General features: G+C 66.0%; 25 protein-coding genes and 1 tRNA gene. 17 read left to right on the top strand and 9 right to left on the bottom strand.

Features of this window, described 5'->3' with window-relative positions:
• Positions 1-58 precede the first annotated feature (58 nt).
• Genes AC6I6S_RS15110 through AC6I6S_RS15130 form a run of 5 tightly spaced genes read left to right on the top strand, consistent with a single transcriptional unit; the run spans position 59 to position 2603 of the window.
• Entirely contained in the window at positions 59-583 is a 525-nt protein-coding gene (locus AC6I6S_RS15110) for a hypothetical protein (RefSeq protein ID WP_497951263.1), read from the top strand.
• The gene (locus tag AC6I6S_RS15115; RefSeq protein ID WP_497951264.1) at positions 580-1050 is read left to right on the top strand and encodes a helix-turn-helix transcriptional regulator; all 471 of its coding nucleotides are present in this window, start codon (positions 580-582) and stop codon (positions 1048-1050) included. The genes AC6I6S_RS15110 and AC6I6S_RS15115 overlap by 4 nt, the downstream gene beginning before the upstream one ends.
• Positions 1047-1367, top strand: a complete 321-nt coding sequence (locus AC6I6S_RS15120; protein WP_497951265.1) for a hypothetical protein — start codon at positions 1047-1049, stop codon at positions 1365-1367. Before AC6I6S_RS15115 ends, AC6I6S_RS15120 begins: the two co-directional genes overlap by 4 nt.
• A complete protein-coding gene (locus AC6I6S_RS15125) occupies positions 1360-1602 on the top strand; it encodes a DUF7389 domain-containing protein (RefSeq protein WP_497951267.1) in 243 nt (80 codons plus the stop codon). The genes AC6I6S_RS15120 and AC6I6S_RS15125 overlap by 8 nt, the downstream gene beginning before the upstream one ends.
• Positions 1599-2603 carry a tyrosine-type recombinase/integrase gene (locus AC6I6S_RS15130; protein WP_497951268.1) on the top strand — a complete coding sequence of 335 codons (1005 nt, stop codon included), beginning with the start codon at positions 1599-1601 and terminating at the stop codon, positions 2601-2603. Before AC6I6S_RS15125 ends, AC6I6S_RS15130 begins: the two co-directional genes overlap by 4 nt.
• 114 nt (positions 2604-2717) lie before the next feature.
• Here the strand turns inward: AC6I6S_RS15130 and AC6I6S_RS15135 are convergent.
• Positions 2718-2789, bottom strand: a tRNA-Ala gene (locus AC6I6S_RS15135).
• Between the two features lie 243 nt (positions 2790-3032).
• On the opposite strand from AC6I6S_RS15135, the gene AC6I6S_RS15140 reads away from it, so the two are divergent.
• From AC6I6S_RS15140 to AC6I6S_RS15155, 4 genes are read left to right on the top strand one after another with little or no spacing between them, the layout of a single operon-like run.
• Positions 3033-3500, top strand: a complete 468-nt coding sequence (locus AC6I6S_RS15140; RefSeq protein WP_497951269.1) for a 30S ribosomal protein S15 — start codon at positions 3033-3035, stop codon at positions 3498-3500.
• A gap of 14 nt (positions 3501-3514) precedes the next feature.
• A complete protein-coding gene (locus AC6I6S_RS15145) occupies positions 3515-4693 on the top strand; it encodes an exonuclease (protein WP_497951271.1) in 1179 nt (392 codons plus the stop codon).
• A complete protein-coding gene (locus tag AC6I6S_RS15150) occupies positions 4690-5016 on the top strand; it encodes a KEOPS complex subunit Pcc1 (protein ID WP_497951272.1) in 327 nt (108 codons plus the stop codon). Before AC6I6S_RS15145 ends, AC6I6S_RS15150 begins: the two co-directional genes overlap by 4 nt.
• Positions 5009-5650, top strand: a complete 642-nt coding sequence (locus AC6I6S_RS15155; RefSeq protein ID WP_497951273.1) for a 30S ribosomal protein S3ae — start codon at positions 5009-5011, stop codon at positions 5648-5650. Before AC6I6S_RS15150 ends, AC6I6S_RS15155 begins: the two co-directional genes overlap by 8 nt.
• Before the next feature lie 83 nt (positions 5651-5733).
• Here the strand turns inward: AC6I6S_RS15155 and AC6I6S_RS15160 are convergent, their stop codons facing one another.
• Positions 5734-6168, bottom strand: coding sequence for a cupredoxin domain-containing protein (locus AC6I6S_RS15160; protein WP_497951274.1), 435 nt, complete (start codon positions 6166-6168; stop codon positions 5734-5736).
• A 149-nt stretch (positions 6169-6317) separates the two neighbouring features.
• On the opposite strand from AC6I6S_RS15160, the gene AC6I6S_RS15165 reads away from it, so the two are divergent.
• The 3 genes from AC6I6S_RS15165 to AC6I6S_RS15175 all read left to right on the top strand — a co-directional run bounded on the left by AC6I6S_RS15165 (position 6318) and on the right by AC6I6S_RS15175 (position 10334).
• Positions 6318-7049 (top strand): protein sorting system archaetidylserine synthase, encoded by a 732-nt coding sequence (locus tag AC6I6S_RS15165; protein WP_497951276.1) that lies wholly within the window; start codon positions 6318-6320, stop codon positions 7047-7049.
• Positions 7050-7148: 99 nt separating this feature from the next.
• Positions 7149-8432, top strand: a complete 1284-nt coding sequence (locus AC6I6S_RS15170; protein WP_497951277.1) for a HEAT repeat domain-containing protein — start codon at positions 7149-7151, stop codon at positions 8430-8432.
• 57 nt (positions 8433-8489) lie between these two features.
• Complete coding sequence (locus AC6I6S_RS15175; protein ID WP_497951279.1) at positions 8490-10334, top strand: phospholipase D-like domain-containing protein; 1845 nt, start codon at positions 8490-8492, stop codon at positions 10332-10334.
• On the opposite strand, the gene han is transcribed toward AC6I6S_RS15175, so the two are convergent.
• Positions 10234-12138, bottom strand: coding sequence for a Hef-associated nuclease (han, locus tag AC6I6S_RS15180; RefSeq protein ID WP_497951280.1), 1905 nt, complete (start codon positions 12136-12138; stop codon positions 10234-10236). The two genes, AC6I6S_RS15175 and han, sit on opposite strands and share 101 nt — an antisense overlap.
• A 100-nt stretch (positions 12139-12238) precedes the next feature.
• On the opposite strand from han, the gene AC6I6S_RS15185 reads away from it, so the two are divergent.
• Together AC6I6S_RS15185 and AC6I6S_RS15190 are read left to right on the top strand one after the other, a co-directional pair.
• A complete protein-coding gene (locus AC6I6S_RS15185) occupies positions 12239-12745 on the top strand; it encodes a Mov34/MPN/PAD-1 family protein (RefSeq protein WP_497951281.1) in 507 nt (168 codons plus the stop codon).
• Positions 12746-12833: 88 nt separating this feature from the next.
• A complete protein-coding gene (locus AC6I6S_RS15190) occupies positions 12834-13262 on the top strand; it encodes an FAD synthase family protein (RefSeq protein ID WP_497951283.1) in 429 nt (142 codons plus the stop codon).
• Between the two features lie 5 nt (positions 13263-13267).
• Here the strand turns inward: AC6I6S_RS15190 and AC6I6S_RS15195 are convergent, their stop codons facing one another.
• The 4 genes from AC6I6S_RS15195 to ribH all read right to left on the bottom strand — a co-directional run bounded on the left by AC6I6S_RS15195 (position 13268) and on the right by ribH (position 16479).
• The gene (locus AC6I6S_RS15195; RefSeq protein ID WP_497951284.1) at positions 13268-13483 is read right to left on the bottom strand and encodes a hypothetical protein; all 216 of its coding nucleotides are present in this window, start codon (positions 13481-13483) and stop codon (positions 13268-13270) included.
• 49 nt (positions 13484-13532) lie between these two features.
• Positions 13533-14768, bottom strand: coding sequence for an MFS transporter (locus AC6I6S_RS15200; protein WP_497951285.1), 1236 nt, complete (start codon positions 14766-14768; stop codon positions 13533-13535).
• Positions 14769-14860: 92 nt separating this feature from the next.
• Complete coding sequence (locus tag AC6I6S_RS15205; RefSeq protein ID WP_497951286.1) at positions 14861-16051, bottom strand: pyridoxal phosphate-dependent aminotransferase; 1191 nt, start codon at positions 16049-16051, stop codon at positions 14861-14863.
• Positions 16052-16068: 17 nt separating this feature from the next.
• Positions 16069-16479 carry a 6,7-dimethyl-8-ribityllumazine synthase gene (gene ribH / locus AC6I6S_RS15210; RefSeq protein ID WP_497951288.1) on the bottom strand — a complete coding sequence of 137 codons (411 nt, stop codon included), beginning with the start codon at positions 16477-16479 and terminating at the stop codon, positions 16069-16071.
• 429 nt (positions 16480-16908) lie between these two features.
• Here ribH and AC6I6S_RS15215 point away from each other — a divergent pair, with 429 nt between their 5' ends.
• Both AC6I6S_RS15215 and AC6I6S_RS15220 read left to right on the top strand, forming a co-directional pair.
• Positions 16909-17727 carry a helix-turn-helix transcriptional regulator gene (locus AC6I6S_RS15215; protein ID WP_497951289.1) on the top strand — a complete coding sequence of 273 codons (819 nt, stop codon included), beginning with the start codon at positions 16909-16911 and terminating at the stop codon, positions 17725-17727.
• A gap of 111 nt (positions 17728-17838) precedes the next feature.
• Complete coding sequence (locus AC6I6S_RS15220) at positions 17839-18666, top strand: methyltransferase domain-containing protein (protein WP_497951290.1); 828 nt, start codon at positions 17839-17841, stop codon at positions 18664-18666.
• Positions 18667-18758: 92 nt separating this feature from the next.
• Here the strand turns inward: AC6I6S_RS15220 and AC6I6S_RS15225 are convergent, their stop codons facing one another.
• On the bottom strand, positions 18759-19121 hold the full coding sequence (locus AC6I6S_RS15225; protein WP_497951292.1) for a 2Fe-2S iron-sulfur cluster-binding protein: 363 nt from the start codon (positions 19119-19121) through the stop codon (positions 18759-18761).
• 4 nt (positions 19122-19125) lie between these two features.
• Positions 19126-20547, bottom strand: coding sequence for a selenium-binding protein SBP56-related protein (locus tag AC6I6S_RS15230; protein WP_497951294.1), 1422 nt, complete (start codon positions 20545-20547; stop codon positions 19126-19128).
• Between the two features lie 200 nt (positions 20548-20747).
• Here AC6I6S_RS15230 and AC6I6S_RS15235 point away from each other — a divergent pair, with 200 nt between their 5' ends.
• Entirely contained in the window at positions 20748-21956 is a 1209-nt protein-coding gene (locus tag AC6I6S_RS15235) for a 5-(carboxyamino)imidazole ribonucleotide synthase (protein WP_497951296.1), read from the top strand.
• Positions 21957-21960 lie beyond the last annotated feature (4 nt).

The following is a 21960-nucleotide window of genomic DNA, read 5'->3' on the forward strand; positions in this document are numbered from 1 at the left end:
CGATCGCGGCGAGCCAGTCTGCGCGGACTGCGCCCGACTTCGGTGTGACGGTGGACAAGTGAAGCAGCTGCCCGACCACATCCGAGAGGCGACCCCTAAGCACGTTCTCGAGAACGCCAGCCCCGTGATGGCTGTCTACGAGTACGAGGAGAAGTACATCGACATCGAGCACGAGGAGCGCAGGTGCGGCACCTGTGACTACGAAACATACCACCGGATCGAGACGGACAACTATCGATCTCGCACAGCGGCGGTGTGCAACACCTGCGGGACGACCTCTATCGCGGCCACCGACGGCGGCGTTCCCGAGGACGTCTCGAGCACCCCGCGACGTATTCGAACCCTCGCCGATGCTTTCGACGAGCGGGGCGACGAACCGGTCGGCGACGGCGGCTCAACTCCCGAGGAACGACAAGCGGACGCGCTCGAGCAGATCGCCGAAGAGATGCGGTACCAGAACGCCGTTCTTACCGAGGTTATCAGCACTCTCGACGTGATCCACGGCGAAGGAATGCGGTCGAGAGCGGCGGTCAACACCGCGATCGACGATCACGAAGTGACCCGCCAGGTGAACGAACAATGAGTGGACACGGCGTCTACTCGTGTGATACCAAGGGATGCACCAACCTGAAGGAAGTCGTCACGCCCGATGGCTACCTCTGCCGAGGCTGTGCGACCGAGCGGGCAAGCGTCTCCGAAGCCGGTCCGAGACTGATGGCTGACGGCGGCGTTCAGTGGACGGACCTCACTGGCTTCCAGCGTGACGTCCTGGTCGCCATCGCACAACTCGAGTCCAAAGACGTCGAATCCTACGGGCTCGCGATCAAGGAGCAACTCGAGGAGACTCACGGCGAGGTTCTACACGGGCGTCTGTACCAGAATCTCGATTCGATCATCGAGTACGGACTGCTCGAGCGAACCGAGATCGATGGTCGGACGAATCGGTATACGCTCACGACCAGTGCGCGTACGCTGCTCGAGCAGCGCCTGGAGCAGCTGACCCAGGCGTGCGAAGCCACGGTAGCGACACCAGGAGGACCAGAAGCATGATCGAGGTTTCAGAACTCTCCGACGAGGAGATCGAGGCCGTCGTCAACACGCGCGGGTTCCAGAAGATGCTCGCCTATCGACGGCTCTCGGACGGCATCGAAGTCCTCGAGGACGAGGACCAGATCTTCGAGTCGATGGTTTCCTCGATCACGAAACAGCACTCGCAGGTACGTTCGGAATCGAGCACCCGCGAGTTCTTTCGGTTGTTTCGTGATGAAGTCGAAACGTTCACCGAAGGACTCGCGATCGAGGAACACAGCGCCGACCAGGACGACCTCGAGGATCTGATCATCGATAACGGTGAGCGGCATGAGTGACGAAGACACAATCTCCATCACAACTGAACTGACCCGGGGTACATCAACTGATGACCGCGACAAGATCCGGGCACAAGTTAGCGCCGACAACGTCGACGAACTTGACTATAAACTTGAGCACGTTAAGCGCCGTCTTGAGGAATGGGCTGAAGACTGTCGGAATATCCAACCGAAGAACACTCAACAGCGAAATCTTGCTAGCGATCAGAGTGAACTTGGGGAGGTCGAAGGGTGAGCGACCTCGAGCCGATCAGTCCGCGCGAGGCCGTCGACCTCTACGTCGCGCACCGCGAACTCGAGGTGAGCGCGAAGACGCTCCAGAACCACGAGTACCGACTCAACGCCTTCGTCGACTGGTGCAACGAGGTCGGACTCGAGAACCTGAACGACCTCACCGGGCGCGATCTCCACCGCTACCGCGTGTGGCGACAAAAGGACGTCAACGTCGTCACCTTACGCGGCCAGCTGGCAACACTGCGCGTGTTCCTCGAGTTCTGCGCGTCGATCGACGCCGTCGAACCGGGGATGCGCGAGCGGGTGAAGCTTCCCGACGTCGACCGCGGCGACGAAGCGCGCGACGAGATGCTCGACGAAGAGCGGGCACAGGCGCTGCTCAGCTACCTCGAGCGGTACAAGCGGGCGAGCCGTGAGCACGTTATCGTCGCCGTGCTCTGGCACACTGGCATTCGGCTCGGAAGCCTTCGGGCGATCGACCTCGAGGACTACGAACCCGACGACCAGTGTGTCTGGCTTCGACATCGGCCCGAGACGGATACTCCACTGAAGAATCAAGGGCCTGCCGAGCGACCGCTCGCGCTCGACGACTACTACTGCGACGTCGTCGACGAGTACATCCGGTTCCACCGGCACGACGTCGCCGACAAGTACGGGCGCGAGCCGCTCGTCACGAGCGATCAAGGGCGGTTGAGTTCCGGCCAAATCCGGTCGGAGGTCTACCGACTGACTCAGCCCTGCCTCTACGGCGAGTGCCCGCACGATCGGGACCCGCGCAGTTGCGAGGCTCGAGTATACGACCACTACTCGCAGTGTCCGAGTAGCCTCTCGCCGCACACGATCCGGCGCGGCTCGATCACCTTCCAGCTGCGCGAGGACGTGCCCGAGGAGATCGTCAGCGATCGGTGCGACGTCTCCTCCGACATCCTCGAACGCCACTATGACCGACGTACAGACCGCGAGAAGATGGAACAGCGGCGCGACTTCATCACCGACTTATAACAGGAACATGACCCACAACGATTGCGGAGACAGCCTCGACTCGAGTAGTGAAATCCAAAACCGCCGAGGGAAGAGAATTCAGAGGGTAGAGGGCCTGAAACCCTTTTTTGCACATGGACTCGCCGGGATTTGAACCCGGGGCCTCTCCCATGCCAAGGGAGTGATCTACCACTGATCTACGAGCCCGCGTTCGCAGTCAGGAGTTTCCGTCGGGAATAGATAAACCCCTCGAATTCCGCGAGTCCGCGCTATCGGGGCACACGCCTCGAGGTAGAAACCCTTTAGTCTCGAAGCGAATAAAGCCGGGTGGGAAGCGCACGGCCGCAAATCTGACTCGCCGTCCGGTTGGACGGCTTGGGATTGCGGAAGTGCAACCCGGCGAGAGCCGGATTCACGCGTCGCGGTCAGTGCGATTCCTATCCTCGACAAATGGCACGAATGCATACCCGCCGCCGCGGCACGTCCGGTTCGGACAAACCGGCGGCAGACGAACCACCGGAGTGGAGCGACGTCGACGCCGAGAAGATAGAAGAGCGCGTCGTCGAACTGGCAGAGCAGGGCCACGATCCCAGCCAGATCGGGATCAAGCTGCGTGACGAGGGAGTCACCGGCACGCCCGTCCCGGACGTCAAGCTGGCGACCGGCAAGAAAGTGACCCAGATCCTCGAAGAGAACGACGCGAAATCGGAGATCCCCGAGGACCTGTGGAACCTGATGGAGCGCGCCGTGCGCCTGCGCGAGCACGTCCAGGAGAACGGCCAGGACTTCCAGAACAAACGCGCCCTGCAGAACACCGAGTCGAAGGTGCGCCGCCTGGTCAACTACTACCGCGGCGACGAACTCGACCCCGAGTTCACCTACTCCTACGACGTCGCGAAACAGCTCCTCGAGGAGTAACCACTACCCTCTCGATGTCCACGACGAGCCGCTCTCCCGACGCCGAACTCGCCCGCGCGGTCGAGAGCGCCGGCTTCGTCCGCCTCGTCACGCGGGCGGACGCCGACGCCCTCGCAGCCGGCGGGATCCTCGCGAGAGCGCTCACGGACCGCGAAACGCCGTTCCAGCTCAGCGTCGCCAGAACGATCGCTGAGCGAACCGCTCGCGCGACAGCGGACGAGGGCGGGCCGGACGAGCCGACCGTCGTGGTCGGCGCGGTCGACGCCGACGTGCCCACGCTCGAGGGGCGGGACCGACCCGCGACCCTCGAGGCCTGTGACCTCGCGAGCGAACTCGACACCGCCCCGGACCCGGTGCTCGCACTGGCCGGGGCGGTCGCAGCGGGCGTCGAACCCGGCGCCGGCGAAACCGAGTGGCTCGTCGACCGCGCCCGCGAGCGCGGACTGCTCGAGCGCCGACCCGGTGTCGCCGTCCCAACGGCTGACCAGGCGGACGGCCTCGCCCATTCGACGCGGTGTCTCGCGCCGTGGTCGGGCGACCCGGACGCGGTACAGGAGGTGCTGTCGACCGTTCTAACCGGAGCCGACGCCCTCGACGACGACGCGTTCCGAACGATCGGATCAATCGTCGCACTCGACGTCGTCGGTGCGGACGGGGCGACCGAGCGGGCAGCCGAGTCCGTCGGTCGGTTTCTCCGACCGTACGCCGCGCCCGAGGCGCCGTTCGAAACCCTCGGCGGCTTCGCCGACGTGCTCGCGGCGACCGCGCGCACCGATCCGGCGACCGGCGTCGCCCTGGCGATGGGCCACGACACCCGTGAGACTGCGCTCGAGGCCTGGCGGACGCACGGACGACGCGCTCACGGCGCGCTGGCCGGTGCGACGACGGCACGACACGACGGGCTGTACGTCGTCGGCATCGACGACGGCCCCGTCGAAACCGTCGGCGCGCTCGCCGGCGCCTACCGGTCACCGGAGCCGTTCGTCCTCGCGATCGGCGAGGGCGAGGCGGCGCTCGTCTCGCTCGAGGCTCAGTCGATGGACTCGCGTCTCGAGACGATCGCGAGAGCGCTCGCGGAGACCAGTTCGGCCGACGACGTCGAGTACGACGCCGCCGGCAGGATCGGCTACCTGCGGTACGGCCCGGAACTGGACGAGTCGACGATCATCGAGGAGGTGCGCGCCCAGCGATGAGTCGACGCGCGACGATCCGGACGACCCACGCCGACCCCGCGACGGTCGCGGCGGCGATCGCGCCGGACAACACCGACGAGATGGAGACGACGGTCGAGGAGGGGACGGTCGTGACGCGGATCGACCGCGAGACGACCGGCGGCCTCCACTCGACGGTCGACGACTACGTGGTGAACCTCGAGGTAGCAGCGACAGTGGTACAGCAGACGACCAACGCGACGGACGCAGGCAACGAGACCGCGGACACGTGCGAGAGCACGAGTCAGACGCGCGACCGCTCGAGTGCCGAGGCGTCCACGACAGATCAACCCAACAATGAGTGAACGATCAGTTTCACGTGCGAAACAGGAGAAGCGGTGGTACACCGTCCTTGCACCGGAGCAGTTCGACCGGCAGGAACTCGGTGAGACCCCCGCTGACGAACCGGAGAAAGTCTACGATCGAACGATCGAGACCACGCTCGGCGAACTCACGAACAACGCCAGCGAGAACAACACCAAACTCACCTTCAAGGTGACCGACGTCGGCAGCGACGCCGCGTACACGGAGTTCAAGGAACACTCCCTGACCCGTGACTACCTGCGCTCGCTCGTCCGCCGCGGCGCCTCGAAGATCGAGGCCTACGTCACCGTCCTCACGACGGACGACTACCGCGTCCAGATCCAGCCCGTCGCCTTCACCACGAAGAAGGCCGACGCGAGCCAGGAGAAGGCCATCCGCGAGACGATGGTCCGGATGATCGAGGAGGCCGCCGAGGACCGTACCTTCGAGGAACTCATCGACGGCGTCGTCGAGGGCCGACTCTCCTCGGCGATCTACGGCGAGGCCAAGACTATCTACCCGCTGCGCCGCGTCGAGATCCAGAAGACGACCCTCGAGGCCCACCCCGAGGAGGTCGCCGAAGAGGAGGCGACCGCCGTCGACGTCGACGAAGGCGACGTCGCAACCGACGACTAATCGCGGTTCGAGCGACTCGAGATTCGATTTTTATCCGCGGTCGAAAACGAGTATTCGTTACTCGTGAGTCGGTGACGTTCCGATCATTCGGTGACGAGGACCCGACCGACCATCCCGCCCCCGACGTGGGGTTCGCAGATGTAGTCGTAACTGCCGGCAACCTCGAAGGTGTGTTCGTAGCGCTCGCGGGGACGGATCTGTCCGCCAAAGGAGTCGTGCCACGCCTGACGGGCGGTCTGTTCGTCGTCGAAGTCCCCGCTCGCAAAGTAGTCCGCGCCGTCGGGGAGGGTTCGTTCGAGGGCGGTGACGGTGTGATCGGCCTCGCTCGTGTTCTTCCAGACGACGGTCTCTCCGACGCGGGCCTCGTACTCGTCGGGGAGAAACGCGTTGCGGCTCATCCCGATGTCGTACTCCGGGCCGTCGAAGAGCCGGTCGCCGGCGTCACCCAGCGCGACACAGCCCGCGATACCCGCACAGACGGCGCTTCCGGCAGTCGCGAGGTAGAGGCGCCGGTTCATACGCGAGCGTTGGGACGGGCGAAATATAACGCCCGCGGTTCGCTCGAGCACGGTCCACCGGTCACGCGAGTCGATCGCGCTCCCGGGCCGCTCGTTTCCGCCCGCCGAAACGAAAACACGTAAGGTCGCCCCCCGTCGATTCGGCGAGTATGCTCCCCCGGTTCGTGGGCCGCCTCGGCGTCGCCGACGCGGTGACGATCGCCAACGCCGCCCTCGGGTTCGTCGCCGTCGTCGTCGCCTTTGTCGACATCGATCTGGCGGCGCGGCTTATCCTGCTGGCGGCGATCGCCGACGGACTCGACGGGATTCTGGCCCGCCGGTACGGCGGCACGCCGGCGGGGCCGTACCTCGACTCGCTCGCGGACGTCGCCTCCTTCGCAATCGCACCCGCCGTGCTCGCCTTCGTCGTCGTCTCCGACGGTCTCGGCGTCTCCCTCGAGACCGTGACCCTCGAACTGGGCCTCGTCGTCGCGGTCTGCGGCCTGTTCGTCGCGATGGCCGTCGCTCGACTGGGAATGTACACCGCCTACGACACCGCCGACGACTACACCGAAGGGATCCAGACGACCCTCGCCGCGACCATTATCGGCGCGACGATCCTCGCCGGGGACCCCGTCTCGAGCCCGTGGCTGATTCTCGCGGTCACCGCGGCGTTCTGTTACCTGATGGTGTCACGGATCCAGTACCCCGACCTGCTCGCCCGGGACGCGCTCATCATGGGCGTCGTCCACGCGCTCGCGATCCTCGTTCCCTCATTTGCGGGGCGAACCTTCCCGTACGCGCTTTTGACTCTGGGAATCGCGTACATGACGCTGAGCCCCTGGCTCTACTGGCGAGAGCCGGCTGAGCCGGTCGACGCCGACGTGTATGGAAACGCTTAGGAGCGTCCTGGCACGACCTGTTCGTATGAACACGGCTACGGCGACGGCCACGGTTGCGGTCGCGGCCGCGAGAACGGCGGCTCTCCGCCGGGTGACGCCATGAGCGACGAGGACGCCCCGGAGACGTCCAAGGACGAATCGGGGGTCGAGGGGTCCGAAGAGGTTACCATCGACGGACTCAACGAACGCCTCGAGAGCATTGGCACCAACCTCGAGGGCGCCGAAACCGAGTCCGATCTCGACGCGATCGAGGCCGAACTCGGCGCGCTCAGAACCGACTTCGAGGGCGCGGCGTTCCCCGAACCCGAAGACGATGACGACGAGGATCCAGCCGGCGACTTCGAGGCAGAACTCGAGGACCTCGAGACGACGCTCGAGGACTCGCGCGGCCCCTACGCCGAGGACGTCGTGAGCGAGATCGACGACGCGATCGACGAGATCGCCGACACCCGCTGGACCGAGCAGGGCGAAACCGAACTGCTCGCGGCCGTCGAGACGTTCGTCGAGGACGTCAACGAGGTTCTCGACGCATCGATCACACTCGCCGACCAGGGCGAGGACGTCCAGGCACGGCTTACGGCGACCCTCGAGAACGCCGGCGCGGAGATCGAGAAGGCGGGTCTCGATCCCGACGACGATGCCGAGACGATCGCCGCGCTGCTCGAGGCCGCCGGAACGCTGACCGACGCGGTCGACGACGCCCAGACCTGGGACGACCTCTCCGTGCGCGAACAGCTCCGCGCGCAGGGCTACTACGACGTGCTGGATCACGTCAAGGATTACCCGCCGGAGTGGCACGCGCTCAAGGTCCACGAGAAGCGCGGCAACGTCGAGATGGTGTTGCTCGCCCTCGAGACGTTCGATTCGGACTTCATGGAGGAACACGCCCTCGAGGCGCTCACCCGGATGGGTGCCGTCGAGGCCACCGAACCGATGCTCGGGCGGGCGGGCAAGCGCGACAAGGACGCCATCGCGATCCTCGGCAAGATCGGCGAGCCGAACGAGGACGCGATCGAAACCTTACTCGACTACGTCGACGCCGACAAGGATCCCCTGCTCCAGAAGGCGACGTTCAAGGCCCTCGGCGAGATGGGCGCGACGGACGCCGTTCAGCCCATCGCGAACAAACTCGTCACGGAGAACGCGGAAGTCCGCAGCGCGGCCGCCCGCGCCCTCGGTCTGATCGGCGACACCCGCGCGATCGATCCGCTCGCGGACGTGCTGGCCGACGACGACGAGAACACCGTCCGGGCGAGCGCCGCCTGGGCGCTCAACCAGATCGGTACCGAAGACGCCCTCGGCTCCCTCAGCGAGTACGCCGACGACCGGGCGTACCTCGTCCAGGCCGAAGCCGAGAAGGCGGACTTCGAACACGCCGTCTGAATCCGCTGACCACCGACAACCCACTTTTTAAATACCATCGCGCGGCCAGGCCCGGGCATGCGCGTCGGGGTCGTCCTCGCTCTCTGCTGTCTGCTCTGTACTCCCCTCTCTCCGGCGGTCGCAGGCCACGGCACGAGTCCGGTCGACGGCACCGACGAACTCCCCCCACTGACAGAGCCAGTGGCGGCAGTCGACGGCGGTCTCGAGCACGGCGAACCGACTCCCAACTGTCCGGCAGGGGCAGCAGCCGACTCTACCGACCGCTCCATCGACGAAGCGCGGATCGTCGAACTCTACCCGAACCCCACGATTCCCGGAAACACCGGCGAGTTCTTCGTTCTCGAGACTCCGCCGAACACGACCGTCGGAGACTGGACCGTTACGGACGGTCACACGACGGCTGCGTTTCCGAACGAGACGGTGTCGGGCCGGACGGCGGTGAGCATGGATCCGACGTACACGGCGACGTTAACGGACGATCCGATCCTCGAACTCGAGGGACATCTCCGGCTGTCGGCGGACGGGGACCGCCTCGAGATCACCGACGGGGGCGAGCGGGTCGACGCGGTCGGCTACGGCAGGGCGCCGCTGGCCGACGTCTGGTACCGGGGCGAGGAGACCGACGGCGGCGATGCGACGGGCGAGTGGTGGCCCGACGGGGCGACCTGTCTTCCGGTTTCGACGGGGAGCGCCAACACTGCCGACGTGTTCGTCCAGCCCGACAGTCCCGACGTACCGCTCGAGATGCTCCGAGAGGCGGACGACCGGATCCTGCTTGCCGGGTACACATTCACCTCCGAAACGGTGGCTGCGGAACTCGAAGCGGCGGCCGACCGCGGCGTCGAGGTCCGGGTTTTGCTCGAGGCCGGGCCGGTCGGCGGCACGCCCGCGGAGACGAAACACCGCCTCGACGACCTTCGCGAGGCGGGCGTCGATGTTCGTGTGCTCGGCGGCGAAGGTGCGCGGTATCGCTACCACCATCCGAAGTACGCCGTCGCCGACGACGGCCTGCTCGTAACCACCGAGAACTGGAGCCCGTCGGGCGTCGGCGGGGCCTCGAGTCGGGGCTGGGGCGTCAGGCTCGAGGACCCCGACCTCGCGGCCGATCTCGCGGCGGTGTTCGAGGCCGACTTCGGCGGATGGGACACCCGCTCCTGGACCGATCACCGGGCGGAGGCGACGTTCGTCGAGGACGAGCCGTCGGAGGGGGCGTTTCCGACCGAACACGAACCGGAAACCGTCGCCGTCGACCGGACCGAACTACTGCTCGCGCCGGACCACGCCGAGGGTCGACTGGGCGAGTTGATCGAGGACGCCGAGGCGTCGATCCTGGTCAAACAGCCCCGGATCGCGACCGACGTCTCGGTGCTCGAGAAGTCTGTGGCCGCCGCCCGCCGCGGCGTCGAGGTACGGATTTTGCTGGATTCGACGTGGTACGTCGAAGACGAGAACGAGGCGCTGGCGGCCGACCTCGAGGCGGTCGCCGACGAGGAGAACCTCCCACTCGAGGTCGAACTCGCCGAATCGAACGCCCGGTTCGAGAAGATCCACGCGAAGGGGCTGGTCGTCGACGACGAACTCGCAGTCGTCGGTAGCGCAAACTGGAACGACAACTCGCTGGGGAACAACCGCGAGGTCCTCCTCGCACTCTACGGGGAAGAGCCTGCAGCGTACTACACGGCGGTGTTCGAGGACGACTGGGACGGCGGGTCGTGGTGGGTTCCGATCGAACTACTCGGGTTCGTGGTACTCGCGTTGCTCGGGGCGGGCTACGTCGGACGAAAACACGTTCGCTTCGGCGTCAGTTCTCGAGCGGGGTCGCACTCGACAGTTCCTCGTCGAGATCGGCCGCCGCCATCTTCTCGACTAAGGCGTCGATTACCTCTTCGCGCTTTCCTTTGACGAACTTGATCGAGCCGACGACGAGGTGACCGCCGCCGGAGACGCCGCCGCCGGGGATCTCTTCCTCGAGTTCCGAGACCATTCGCGGGATGTCGAGTCGAACCCCGTCGCTCCGGAGCACGGCGAAGTCAGGGCCGTAGCCCACGGTGATCACGGGGTCGCCGGTTTCCTGGATCTTGCGGTCGTGGATCTCGCCTGTGGTCTTCCCCGGTGCGGGGTAGGTGAATCGGTGGGCGTGATTCTCGACGTCGATCCGGTAGAGGTGGGCGTCGCTGTCGAGGCGTTCGTGTTCGACGTGGGCCATCGCCGCCTCGAGCTGGTCGTCGACGTCCGCGCGGGCGCGGTCCGCGAAGAACGAAACCAGCTCTCGGTGGTGGTCCTCGTCGACGTCGCCGAGTTCGAGGAGGTCCTGGATCAGCTGGTCGCCGGAGTTGTAGCGCAGCCAGTGGGCCGCGTAGTCCAGCGCCTCGCTGACGTTCTGGAGGCGCTCCTCGTCGTAGCCCTCCTCGGCGGCGAGCTCGAGGTACTGGCTCATCGCGTCGGCCTTCGAGCGGTCTGCGAGGCCGGCGACGGCGGGAATGTGCCGGAGCTCCTCGCCGAGGTCGGGGTAAATCATCCGCGCGAGTTCCACACAGAGCATCCCCGTGGTGATCCGGTAGTCCTCGTCGTGGAGGTACGGGTTGACGTGGGCGTCGAGCAGGTCCTCGACGGCGTCGGGGTCGGGGTGGTGGTGGTCGACGGCGACGATGGGGATGTCGTAGTGAGCCAGCGTCTCGTAGGCGGGGACGTCCTCCGCAGTCGAGCCGTTGTCGAGCATGAGCAAGAGCGGGAGCTGCTGGCCGTGTTTCTCCCGGTCCTCGAGCGCGAAGTTCAGGTCCCGCGTGGCGTCTTCCATCTCGTAGAACGGCGCCTTCGCGGGCAGGCGCTTGATGAGGTGGCGGGGGGCGTTGTCGTCCTCGTGGACCTCGGCGGTGAAGCGCTCGAGGGCCAGCTGGACCGGCACCGCGGCGCACATCCCGTCGCCGTCGGCGTGGTGGCGGACGCGAATTGGACGCCCCTCGAGAACGGTTCGCCGGAGGAGGGTAGCGACCTCCTCTAAGTTCGGTCGGAGCTTTTCGAAGGCGGGCCAGTCGATCAGCGGCTCGACGTCGTGGGGCTGGGCGCGCTCCTCGAGGGCGGCCTCGAGCCGCTCGCGGGCCTCGGTCTCCGTCTCGCCGTCGAGTTCCGAGAGGCCGTCGACTTCGATCTGGACGGTGCCCTCGCGGCGCTCGGGTGTGCCGGTGACGCGGACGATGTCGCCGACCTCGACGGCGGGATAGGCGCGGACGCCCGCCTCCTCGAACGCCGCACAGGGGACGACGCCGTCCTCGTCTGCGACGTGGAATATCGTCGGACCGCCGGTCTGTTTGACCTGGACGACCTCGCCCTCGAGGTGGATCTGCTCGCCCACGTTGGCCTCGAGACGGTCGGTGCCGGTCAGGGCGTACTCGTGGGTGACGTCCTCGAGTTCGTACTCCTCGACGTCGACGGGTTCGAACGCCAGGTCGCCATTGTCGCGGACGGCCTCGAGTTCGACGACGAGTTCCTCGCCGACGCGGAACGTACCCTCGAGAACGGACTCGTGGACGAGACCGGAAACGTCGTCGGAGAGGTCGACGAACACGCCGTACTCGACGATCCCGTTGATCTCGGCGAGATAGGGGCGGTCGGTTTCGAGGTCGTCTGCCGTACAGTCGGAAGCAAGATCGTAGACGACGGAATCCCCGTCGTCCGCGCCGGCGTCGCCGGCGGGCTCACGTGTCATCTCGAACCGTTCTTTGGGGTGGTGGCCTATAACCCTTGTCAAGACGTGATCACCGCGCCCTTCCGGAACGTTTAGCAACGGCAAGCCCGCACGGGAGGGTATGGGGCTGTTCGACTCGCTGTTTCGCTCGAGCGAGATCCTCGGTATCGCCGGGGACACCCTCGAGTTCGCCCTCGAGTCCTCCGAGGCGAGCCACCCGAACGAGTATATGGGATTCCTCCGTGGCACCGAGGCCCACGAGTTGGGCCTCGAGCGCGACGGGCTCGTCATCACGGACGTGCTCGTGGTCCCCGGGACCGAGGCGAACAGCGTGAGCGCGACGGTACGAACGAGCCAAATTCCGAACGACGTGCGGGCGCTGGGGAGCGTCCACTCGCACCCGAACGGCGTGATCAGCCCGAGCGCCGCCGACCTGGGAACCTTCGGCCGCGGGAGCGTTCACATCATCATCGGCGCGCCCTACGGCTGGAACGACTGGAAAGCGTTCGACTCCGAGGGACACCTGACGAGTCTTGACGTTCTCGACGTCGACCTCCCCGACACCGAGGAGTTCTTCGATTTTACGCAAGCCGACATCGACGACGACCTGCGACGGGGGCGGCGATGACGAGGCGAGCAACGATGACGACACGGGACGGAGACGGCCGCGGCTGCGAGACGTTCGAAACCACCATGAGCGCGACGAGGCAGACCGTATGACGACGGTAATCGCACAGGGAACGTTCGACATCCTCCACCCGGGCCACGTCCACTACCTCGAGGAGGCTGCGGCGATGGGCGACGAACTGTACGTCATCGTCGCCCGGCGAACCAATGTCGATCACAAGGCGGCCCCGATCTGCTGTGGCGAACAGCGCCGGGACGTCGTCGCCGCCCTCGAGTGCGTCGACGAGGCGATGCTGGGCCACGAGGAGGATATCTTCGTCCCGATCGAGGAGATCGATCCCGACGTGATCGCGCTGGGCCACGACCAGCACCACGACGATTCGGCGATCGAGGCCGAACTCGCCCGGCGCGGCGTCGACTGCGAGGTCAAGCGGGCGTCGGGCCGAGAGCCCCGTTACGAGGACGAACTGCTTTCTACGAGGCTGATCGTGGAGCGGATCCTCGAGCGGCGCTGCTGAGTTTCTCACCGATCGACGTACGTTTCGTGTCGCGTTTCTCGAGGGTGAGCGAAGTGGAACATAGCCAGCAGCGGAACGATCACCAGTGGTCCGAAGGCGACGATCAGCCAGTACAGCGAGGTGGTGTCGGCCAGGTTCGCGCCTGCGACCGAAAACACGACCACTGAGAGCTGGAAGACGCTCACGATCAGCAGACAGTTCGTCAGCGTCTGTGCGTTCATCGACGCGTTCTTTCAGCCAGTGTGACATGTTCCTATCGGTCCATACCCGCTACCGCCCGGACCGAACCGCCAGATACCCCGCTAACAGGATCGCCGCCGCGGGGAACGCCGCGAGAACGACGAAGACGTGTTCGATGTTGCCATAGGTGAGGACGATCCCAGCAACGGATGCGCCCGCGGCACCGACGCCGAACACGCCCAGGTAGACGTAGCCGAAGGAGAGACCGTGAACGTCCGCCGGGGCGGTTTTGCCGACGAGCGCCTGGACGATGGGTGCGTAGAGGAAGACCGAAAATCCGAGAGCGGCGCAGGCGAGCAGGAACGGGCCGGTACCGAGCGCCGCCGCCGGGACGAACGACAGCGAGACGGCCACCAGCACGGCGAACGCCCCGATGATCGCGTACTCCGGACTGGTGCGGTCGCTGAGTTTTCCGCCGATGAGCTGGCCGACCGCGCCGATCATCAACAGGCCGGCGTAGAGGTACTGGCTCGAGTCGAACGACTCGCCGCCGAGTTCGACGGTGCCGAAGACGCTGAGTTGGGCGAGCACGTCGGGTAGGAAGGTGAAGATCCCCCGGTAGTAGATCCCGCCGAACATCGCAACGGCGAAGACGACGGCGAAGCCGCTCGCGAACAGCAGTTTGGACCGGGAGAGAAACTCGAGTGCGGACAGTCCGCCGTCGGCAGCGATCGTTCCCTCGCCGTCGCCCGCGGCGTCGCTGTCGACGCCCGCGGTCTCATCGAAGGAGGCGACCCAGGCGTAAGCGGCCGCGGCGACCGCCGGAATCGCGAGGAGGGCGGCGACGAGGCGCCACTCGAGGACGGTGAGCATGATCGCGGCGACGAACGGGCCGAGCGCGGTACCGACGTTGCCGGCGGCGCCGTGGTAGGCGAGGGCCGTTCCGGTGCGGTCGGTGCCGCGGGTGAGCAAGGAGAGCGCCGCCGGGTGGTAGACGCTGGCGGCCGCGCCCCAGACGATCAGCGCGGCAGCCACCAGCCAGACGGTCGTCGCGAGACTCAGAAGGAGGAAGCCGCCGCCCATCCCCAGGATCGAACCGGTGACGAGCGTCCGCGAGCCGTAGCTATCGGAGAGGATGCCACTCGGCACCGCCCCGACGCCGATCAGGCCGTAGCCGACGGCCACGACCGTCCCGATGAGCGCGGGGGAGACCCCGAAGGTCGCGAGCCAGACGACGACGAACAGCGGAATCGTCATCTCGTAGCCGTGGAACGTCGCGTGACCGACCATCGTAAAGCGCGTGATGGCCCGGTCGTTCCCGTCCATAGCTCCCCCTCTCTCGGGCGAGGGTTAAACTCATCCGTCGAAGCTCAGAACTGCCGGTTTCGACTGGCAGAGAACTCGAGGCTACTGGCCGACTACAGGTAGCCTTCGCCGGCCAGCCGCTCGATCCCCTCTCGTAACCGCTCCTCGCTCGCAGCGTAGGAGATCCGCGCGTAGCCGGGGGTACCGAAGGCGCTTCCCGGTACCGTGGCGACGTGGGCGTCCTCGAGCGCTCCTTCGCACCACTCCTGGTCGTCTACTCGCGGCTCGTCGCCGCCCGTCTCCGAGGCGCGTGGCGCCTCGCTCGTCGGAAGCATCATGTAGAACGCGCCGTCGGGAACCGCGACGTCGACGCCCTCCTCGGCGAGCAGGTCGACGACGAGGTCGCGCCGCTCTTCGAACGCAGAGACCATCTCCGCGACCGCGTCGTCGGTGTTCTCGAGCGCCTCGATTCCGGCGTGCTGGACGAAGTTTACGGCAGAAGAGACCGAGTGACTGTGGAGTTTGCCGGCCTGCTCGACCAGCGCCTCGGGGCCGGCGACGTAGCCGAGCCGCCAGCCGGTCATCGAGTAGGCCTTCGAGAAGCCGTTGACGGTAACGGTGCGCTCTGCCATCCCCTCGAGCGTTCCGAGGCTCGTCGGCTCGACGTCGTAGGTGATCTCGTTGTAAATCTCGTCGGAGATCACGGTGAAGTCGTGCTCGACGGCCAGGTCGCGGACGCCCTCGAGCGCCGCGTCGGAGTACACCGCACCCGTCGGGTTCGACGGAGAGTTGACGATCAGCAGCGTCGTCTCGTCGGAAACGGCGTCGGCGAGGTCGTCGAGGGCGGGCTCGAGCCGGAAGTCGTGCGGCGAGAGGTCGACACGAGAGAGCGAGCCCCCGGCCATCTTCACCATCGCCTCGTAGGACACCCAGGCGGGGTCGAGCAGCGCTACTTCGTCTCCTTCCTGCACGAGGGCCTGGACGATCTCGTACAGTGCCTGCTTCGCGCCGGGCGTGACGATGATCTCTTCGGGACCGTGGTCGAGGCCGTCAGCCGCGAGTTTTTTCGAGATTGCCTCGCGAAGCTCGAGAATTCCCGCGGAGGTCGTGTAGCCGGTGTGGCCGGCGTCCATCGCGTCCTTGCCGGCCCGGACGACGTTCTCCGGCGTCGGGAAGTCGGGCTCGCCGACGGAGAGGTCGACGACGTCGGCGCCGTCGTTCTCGAGTTCGGTCGCGAGCGCCGAAATCGCGAGCGTTGCGGACGGTTCGACTCGGGTCAGCCGATCGGTGAATTCCATAGTCATTGTCTGGTAGGTTTCGATCAGGGCTCAGGGAGCGACTCGACGAGACTCAGCGCGCCCTCGACCGCCTTGCCGGCGTTGTCGACGCGTTCTCGGGCCTCCGCGACGGACATTCCCGGGCCGGTGACGCCGAGGGTCACCGGGGTATCGCGCTCGATACTCACGTCCGACAGCCGCCCGGCGGCGGCGTCGGTGATCACCTGGTCGTGGTCGGTGTCGCCGGTGATCACCGCGCCGAGGGCGGCGACGGCGTCGACTTCCTCGCGGCGGGCCAGTCGGTCGGCGGCCAGCGGCGCGTCGTAGACGCCGGGGACGCGAACGGTTTCGTGGACCTCTGCGCCGGCGTTTTCGGCGACCTCGAGGGCGGCCTCTTCCATCTGCTCGGTGATCGGGCGGTTGAACTCCGCGACCACCAGTCCGAGCGTGGGCATGCTCGAGCGGTGGTGTGGCTGGGTCAAAGAGGTACCGTTCCGTGCGAGATTTATCGAGCACGGAACATGCGAGAACCTGTTCTCGCATCTGCTATGTGCGAACATTTGTGAGCACATCGCTCGAAGTGGGAGCGGCAGCGAGCACTTCGTAGTTCTGGGCGAGTTTATCGAGCCCAGAACATGTGAGAGTTCGCTCTCGCACCTGTTATCTGCGAACTTTGGTGAGCAGATTGCTCGCCCCGCTCATACGAGCGAGTCATCGCTATGGGCGAGGGTCGCGGGCCGTAGCGTTCTAGAGGTCACATCGCACCCACCGGAGGGCTATTTCAACCGGCCGAAACGTCCGGCGCGGTAATCGTTTTCCGGAGGGTGACTCTTCGGCGAAAGTCTCGCCCGTACGATTAATGCATGTCAACACATACCAATACCATGGATACGATACCCGACGATATCGAATTTCTCGTCGCGTCGGACCACCGCGTCGCCGTGCTTACTGCACTGGCCAACGGCCCGGGTGACCGTCACGAGTTGCGTTCCGCGACGGGGGCGTCCTCCCCGACCATGGGCCGAATCCTCGCCGACTTCCAGGACCGCCACTGGATCGAACGGGAGGGACAGACGTACCGGCTGACCGGGCTGGGTGAGTTCGTCGTCGATCAGTTTACGAAGTTTCGCGAAGCGATGGCCTCTCAGCGGCGACTCCGCGAGGTCTGGCCGTGGCTGCCACACGAGATCGGCGACTTCGGCCTCGAGTCGATCACCGACGTGGTGGTTTCCAAACCAGGGTCCGGCTATCCCTACAGGCCCGTCGAACGTCTTACTCAACTCATCACGACGACGAGAACGATGCGCGGATTCGGCATGGCTCTGCTCAAGTCGGGGAACCTGGAACCGTTTTTCGCCCGTGCCCTGGATGGCCTGGAGTGTGAATACATCTATCCGCCCGTCGTTTTCGAGGAACTGCTCTCGTGGGACGAAGAAACAGTCCTCGAGGCGGCGACACGAGCTAACTACGCCGTCTTGCTACACGATGAGCTTCCACTCGACGACCGGTGTGGGATTTGTCTGTTCGACGACCGGGTTAGCATCTGCTGTTACGATCCGGAGGTGGGAACCTTACAGTCGCTCGTTGACACCGGAAGCGACGAGGTGCGTACGTGGGCGGAGTCCTCCTACGAACGGTTCCGAGAGGAGGCCCGACCGCTCGAGGACGGCGACGACCTCCTGTCGGTCGAATCGCTTCGGTAATCTACGCCTCGGGCTGGCATCTTCCTCGACGGGCACGCTTTCACGGCGTGAAATATTTCACTGGACATTTATACGTTTGCTCGCGGCGTAGCTGCCTTCGTGGTAAGACCCATGAGTGATCATGCACGTCGATCGACCGGCTGGCAGGTCGAACAGAACGCTTCCGAGGCCTACGAACGGTATCTGGTACCCCCGATTTTCGAGTCGTGGGCTGACCGACTCGTCGAGACGAGTAACGTCCAGGAGGGAGATCGAGTCCTGGACGTTGCCTGCGGGACCGGTATCGTGGCGCGGCGTGCTGCGACCCGGAGCGGTACCGGTGGCTCCGTCGTAGGGCTCGACATCAACGAGGGAATGCTTGCGGTGGCGGAGGAAACCGCTGTCGACATCCACCCCTCGATCGAGTGGCGACAGGGCGACGCGACCGATCTCCCGTTCGCCGAAGAGCAGTTCGACGTCGTCTACTGTCAACAAGCTCTCCAGTTCTTCGACGATCCTGTCGCGGCAGTCGGAGAGATGCGCCGGGTTCTCACACCGGGTGGACGCCTGGCGCTGAGCGTCTGGCGCCCGCTCGACTACCAGCCCGGGTACGTCGTGTTGGCCGACGCCGTAGAGCAGCATATTGGTGACGATGCCGGGGAAACGATGCGCTCACCGTTCCCCGCATGGGATGCAGATACCCTTCGAACGTTCGTCGAGGATGCGGGGTTCGACGACGTCTCGGTCACCATCGAAATCGGTTCCGTGCGCTATCCGTCGGTCGAGGAGTTCGTTCGCCGCGAGGCCGCCAGCTCGCCGCTAGCCGAATCAGTCGCAGCCGTCGAGCGAGCGGTGCGGGACGAACTGGTTCGGGACGTCGAAGATGCGTTGCACGCCTACACTGACGCCGAGGGAGTCGTCTCGCCGATGGAATCCTACGTCGTCGTCGCAGAGAGGTAGCGAACAACGGGCGGTTCGCTCCATGGTGCGCGCAGTGTCTCGATTACGACCGTTCTCTCGCTTTACGACTGTTTCAACACCGTCGGATCGACCTACTGCCAGGGCGTCCCGACGACTTCGGCCTGGAGTTCGTGGCCGACGCGGAGTCGGCAGTCCGACACCGGCGTGGCGATACAGGCGAGGACGTACCCCTCGTCGCGGGCCGCCGCTTTCAGCGCTCGAGGGGGCTCGAGGTACGCTAGCTCCCCCTCGAGCACCATCGCCGTACACGTCCCACAGGCACCGTAAAGACAGCCGTACGGGAGGTCGACGCCCGCGGCGGTCGCGGCGTCGACGACCGAATCGCCAGGCTCGACGTGAACGGTTTCCTCGCAGCCATCACTGCGGACGAGTTCGACGCGGTGGCCGACTCGAGCGCGGCGTCTCGAGTCGCCGTCGGCGTCCGGATTCACCATCGGCTCACTGCCAGACGTCGCTGGTGCAGTCCCCGCCGGGCCAGCGGATCTCGTGGGCGCGGGCGGCGCCGCCGGGAGCGTCGCCGAAGTCGATCAGGAACTCCTCGTCCAGTTCCATCCGGCCCTCGTCGGGATAGACGTCGGCTTTCAGCATCAGCGAGCCCTCCGCGGCGATCTCGGGGTAGAACTGGTTGTCCCAGGAGGAAAACAGCGACGTCGTCCAGTAGAGCCGGCGGCCGTCCCGGGAGAGCTGAATCATCTGCGGCGCCCCGCGAATCGGCGTCCCCTGGATGTCCTGGCGGTCGCCGAAGAGGCCGCCGGCCCACACCTGGTCGACGAGACGGGGGTTCGCCGCGTCGCTGACGTCGTACATGCGGACGTCGCCGTGGAGCCAGTTCGAGAAGAACAGGTACTGGTCGTCGAGCGAGAGCAGGGTGTCGGTGATCAACGGCGGGACCGGCATATCCCAGTCCTCGTGCTCCCGGGGCTCCTCGTCGATGACGACGTCCCAGTCCCAGGTGCCGTCGCTTTCCTCGTAGAACCGGATGATGTTCGAGGCGAGCGCCGCGCCGACGTACCCCTGGGGTTCCTCGGGGTTATGACTCATTCGGACCTCGAGGGGGATCAGTCCGGCCTCGCCGAGTTCGAGCGTCTGGACGTGCTCGCGGCTCTCCCAGTCCCAGATGTGGATCGCGCTGCCGTACTTGCCGGCCTCGACGTCCTCGAGGTCGAAGCCGGGGTAGTAGGTGGAGGGAGCGGCCCACTCGCTCGAGACCATGACGTCGTGTCGCGGCTGGTACCAGTAGTCGTAGTTCATCTCCATCTCGCCGCGGTCGTGCTCCCAGCGGCCGTCGATGCTGAAGTCGTCCTGGTCGATCTGGAGGAACCCCCCGGGGAGTTCGCCGTCGGCGTTGCCGAGCATGCTCACGACGATCTTGCCGCCGGGGACGCAGTGGACCGTGTGCGGCGCGGAGAGGTCGTGGGCGAAGACCTCCTCGGGTTCGATGACCCGAACCAGTTCGGGTTCCCGGGGCTCTTCGGCGTCGATGATGTGGATGCGCGAGGAGCGCTGGCCGGGGACGACGAGGTACTGCCGGGAGAGCGCCTCGTCGTGACACGACGACGAACAGGCGTTCCAGCCGAAGTGGTGGAGTTCGTCGCCCCGATTGGGCATCTCGACGCTGTCGATAAACTCGCAGTAGGTGTCCGAATCGGGATCGACGTCGACGACAGCGACGAAGTCGTTGCCCTCAGTCTCCATCCCGACTCGAGGCCCCATCACGTAGGCGATGCGCTCGCGGTCGGACTCCGTTCGCATGGCCGCCGGCGTCGGATAGCCGGGTCCGCCGACGTCCGGGTGGTCGTGTCCGTGGTGATGGTCGTGGCTGTGCTCGGTTCCGTGGCTACGCTCGGTGGAATCGCCCATACCGCCGACTCCCACCCGACAAATGATGTAGTTTCTCGCGGGTGACGCTGTATGTCTGCACGTGGGGAGACTCGCCGACGAGCGAGCAGTACGCGGACCGGTAATTCAGCGGCAGAGACCGCTCGGACCGCCGACCGTCCGGCACCCACTCGGAACCCGATCCGGCGATTTTAAGCGCGGCCGATGAGAACCACGATCCAATGACGACGCTACGGACGCCGGGGCCGACGCTCGGCGTCGTCGGCGGGGGACAGCTCGGACGAATGCTCTCAGAGGCGGCCGCGCCGCTGGGGGTCGAGGTCGTGGTTCTCGATCCGACGCCCGACTGCCCGGCCGCGCCGGTCGCCCGCGATCAGATCGTCGGCGACTTCGACGACGAGGCGGGTATCCGCGAACTCGCCGCGCGGGCTGACGTGCTCACCTTCGAGATCGAACTTGCGGACCAGGACTTACTCGAGCGGGTGAGCGAGCGCTCCGGGACGCCGGTTCACCCCAGGCCGGAGACGCTGCGGCTGATCCACGACAAGCTGGTTCAGAAGGAAGCCCTCGAGGACGCGGGGATTCCGGTTCCCCCCTTCAGGGCGGTCGAGGACGCCGACGACGTCCGCGAGGCGATCGACGACTACGGGGCGCCGGTGATGCTCAAGGCCCGGACCGGCGGCTACGACGGGCGGGGGAACGTCCCCGTCGAGTCGAAGTCGGATGCAACGGAGGCCCTCGAGGCAGTCGCCGGCCCCGCGATGGTCGAGGCGTTCGTCGAGTTCGAGCGCGAGGTGTCGGTGATCGCGGTCAAGGGCGAGGGCGAGACGGCGACGTTCCCGGTGGGGGAGAACGTCCACGAAGCGGAGATCCTGCGGGAGACGATCGTTCCGGCGCGCTCGAGTCCCGCCGTCGAGGAACGCGCTCGCGAGGTCGCGACCGACGTCCTCGAGTTGATGAAGGGACGGGGAGTCTACGGGATCGAGCTGTTCGAAACGCGCGAGGCGCGTAGTGCCTCGGAACGCTCGAGCGGGCAGCGCCCGCGAGAGGACAGGGAGCGGATCCTCGTCAACGAGATCGCCCCGCGCCCGCACAACTCGGGTCACTGGACGATCGAGGGCGCGCAGTGTTCGCAGTTCGAACAGCACGCTCGCGCCGTCCTCGGGTGGCCACTCGGCTCGACCGCGTTGCGGGGGCCGACGGTGTCGACGAACCTGCTCGGCGACGTCGAGGAGAACCGGCCCGCGGCGCTTCGGGGAGTCGACCGAATTCTCGAGACCGACGGCGCGCACCTCCACTGGTACGGCAAGCGCGAGGCGCGGCCGCTCCGGAAGCTAGGACACGTGACGGTTTCGAGCGACGGGGTAACCGAGGGGGACGAGCTCCTCGAGAAGGCGCGGAACCTCCGGAAGGCGGTGACGTTCGAGTAGCGGT

This window comes from Natrononativus sp. DTA114, from assembly GCF_059736515.1.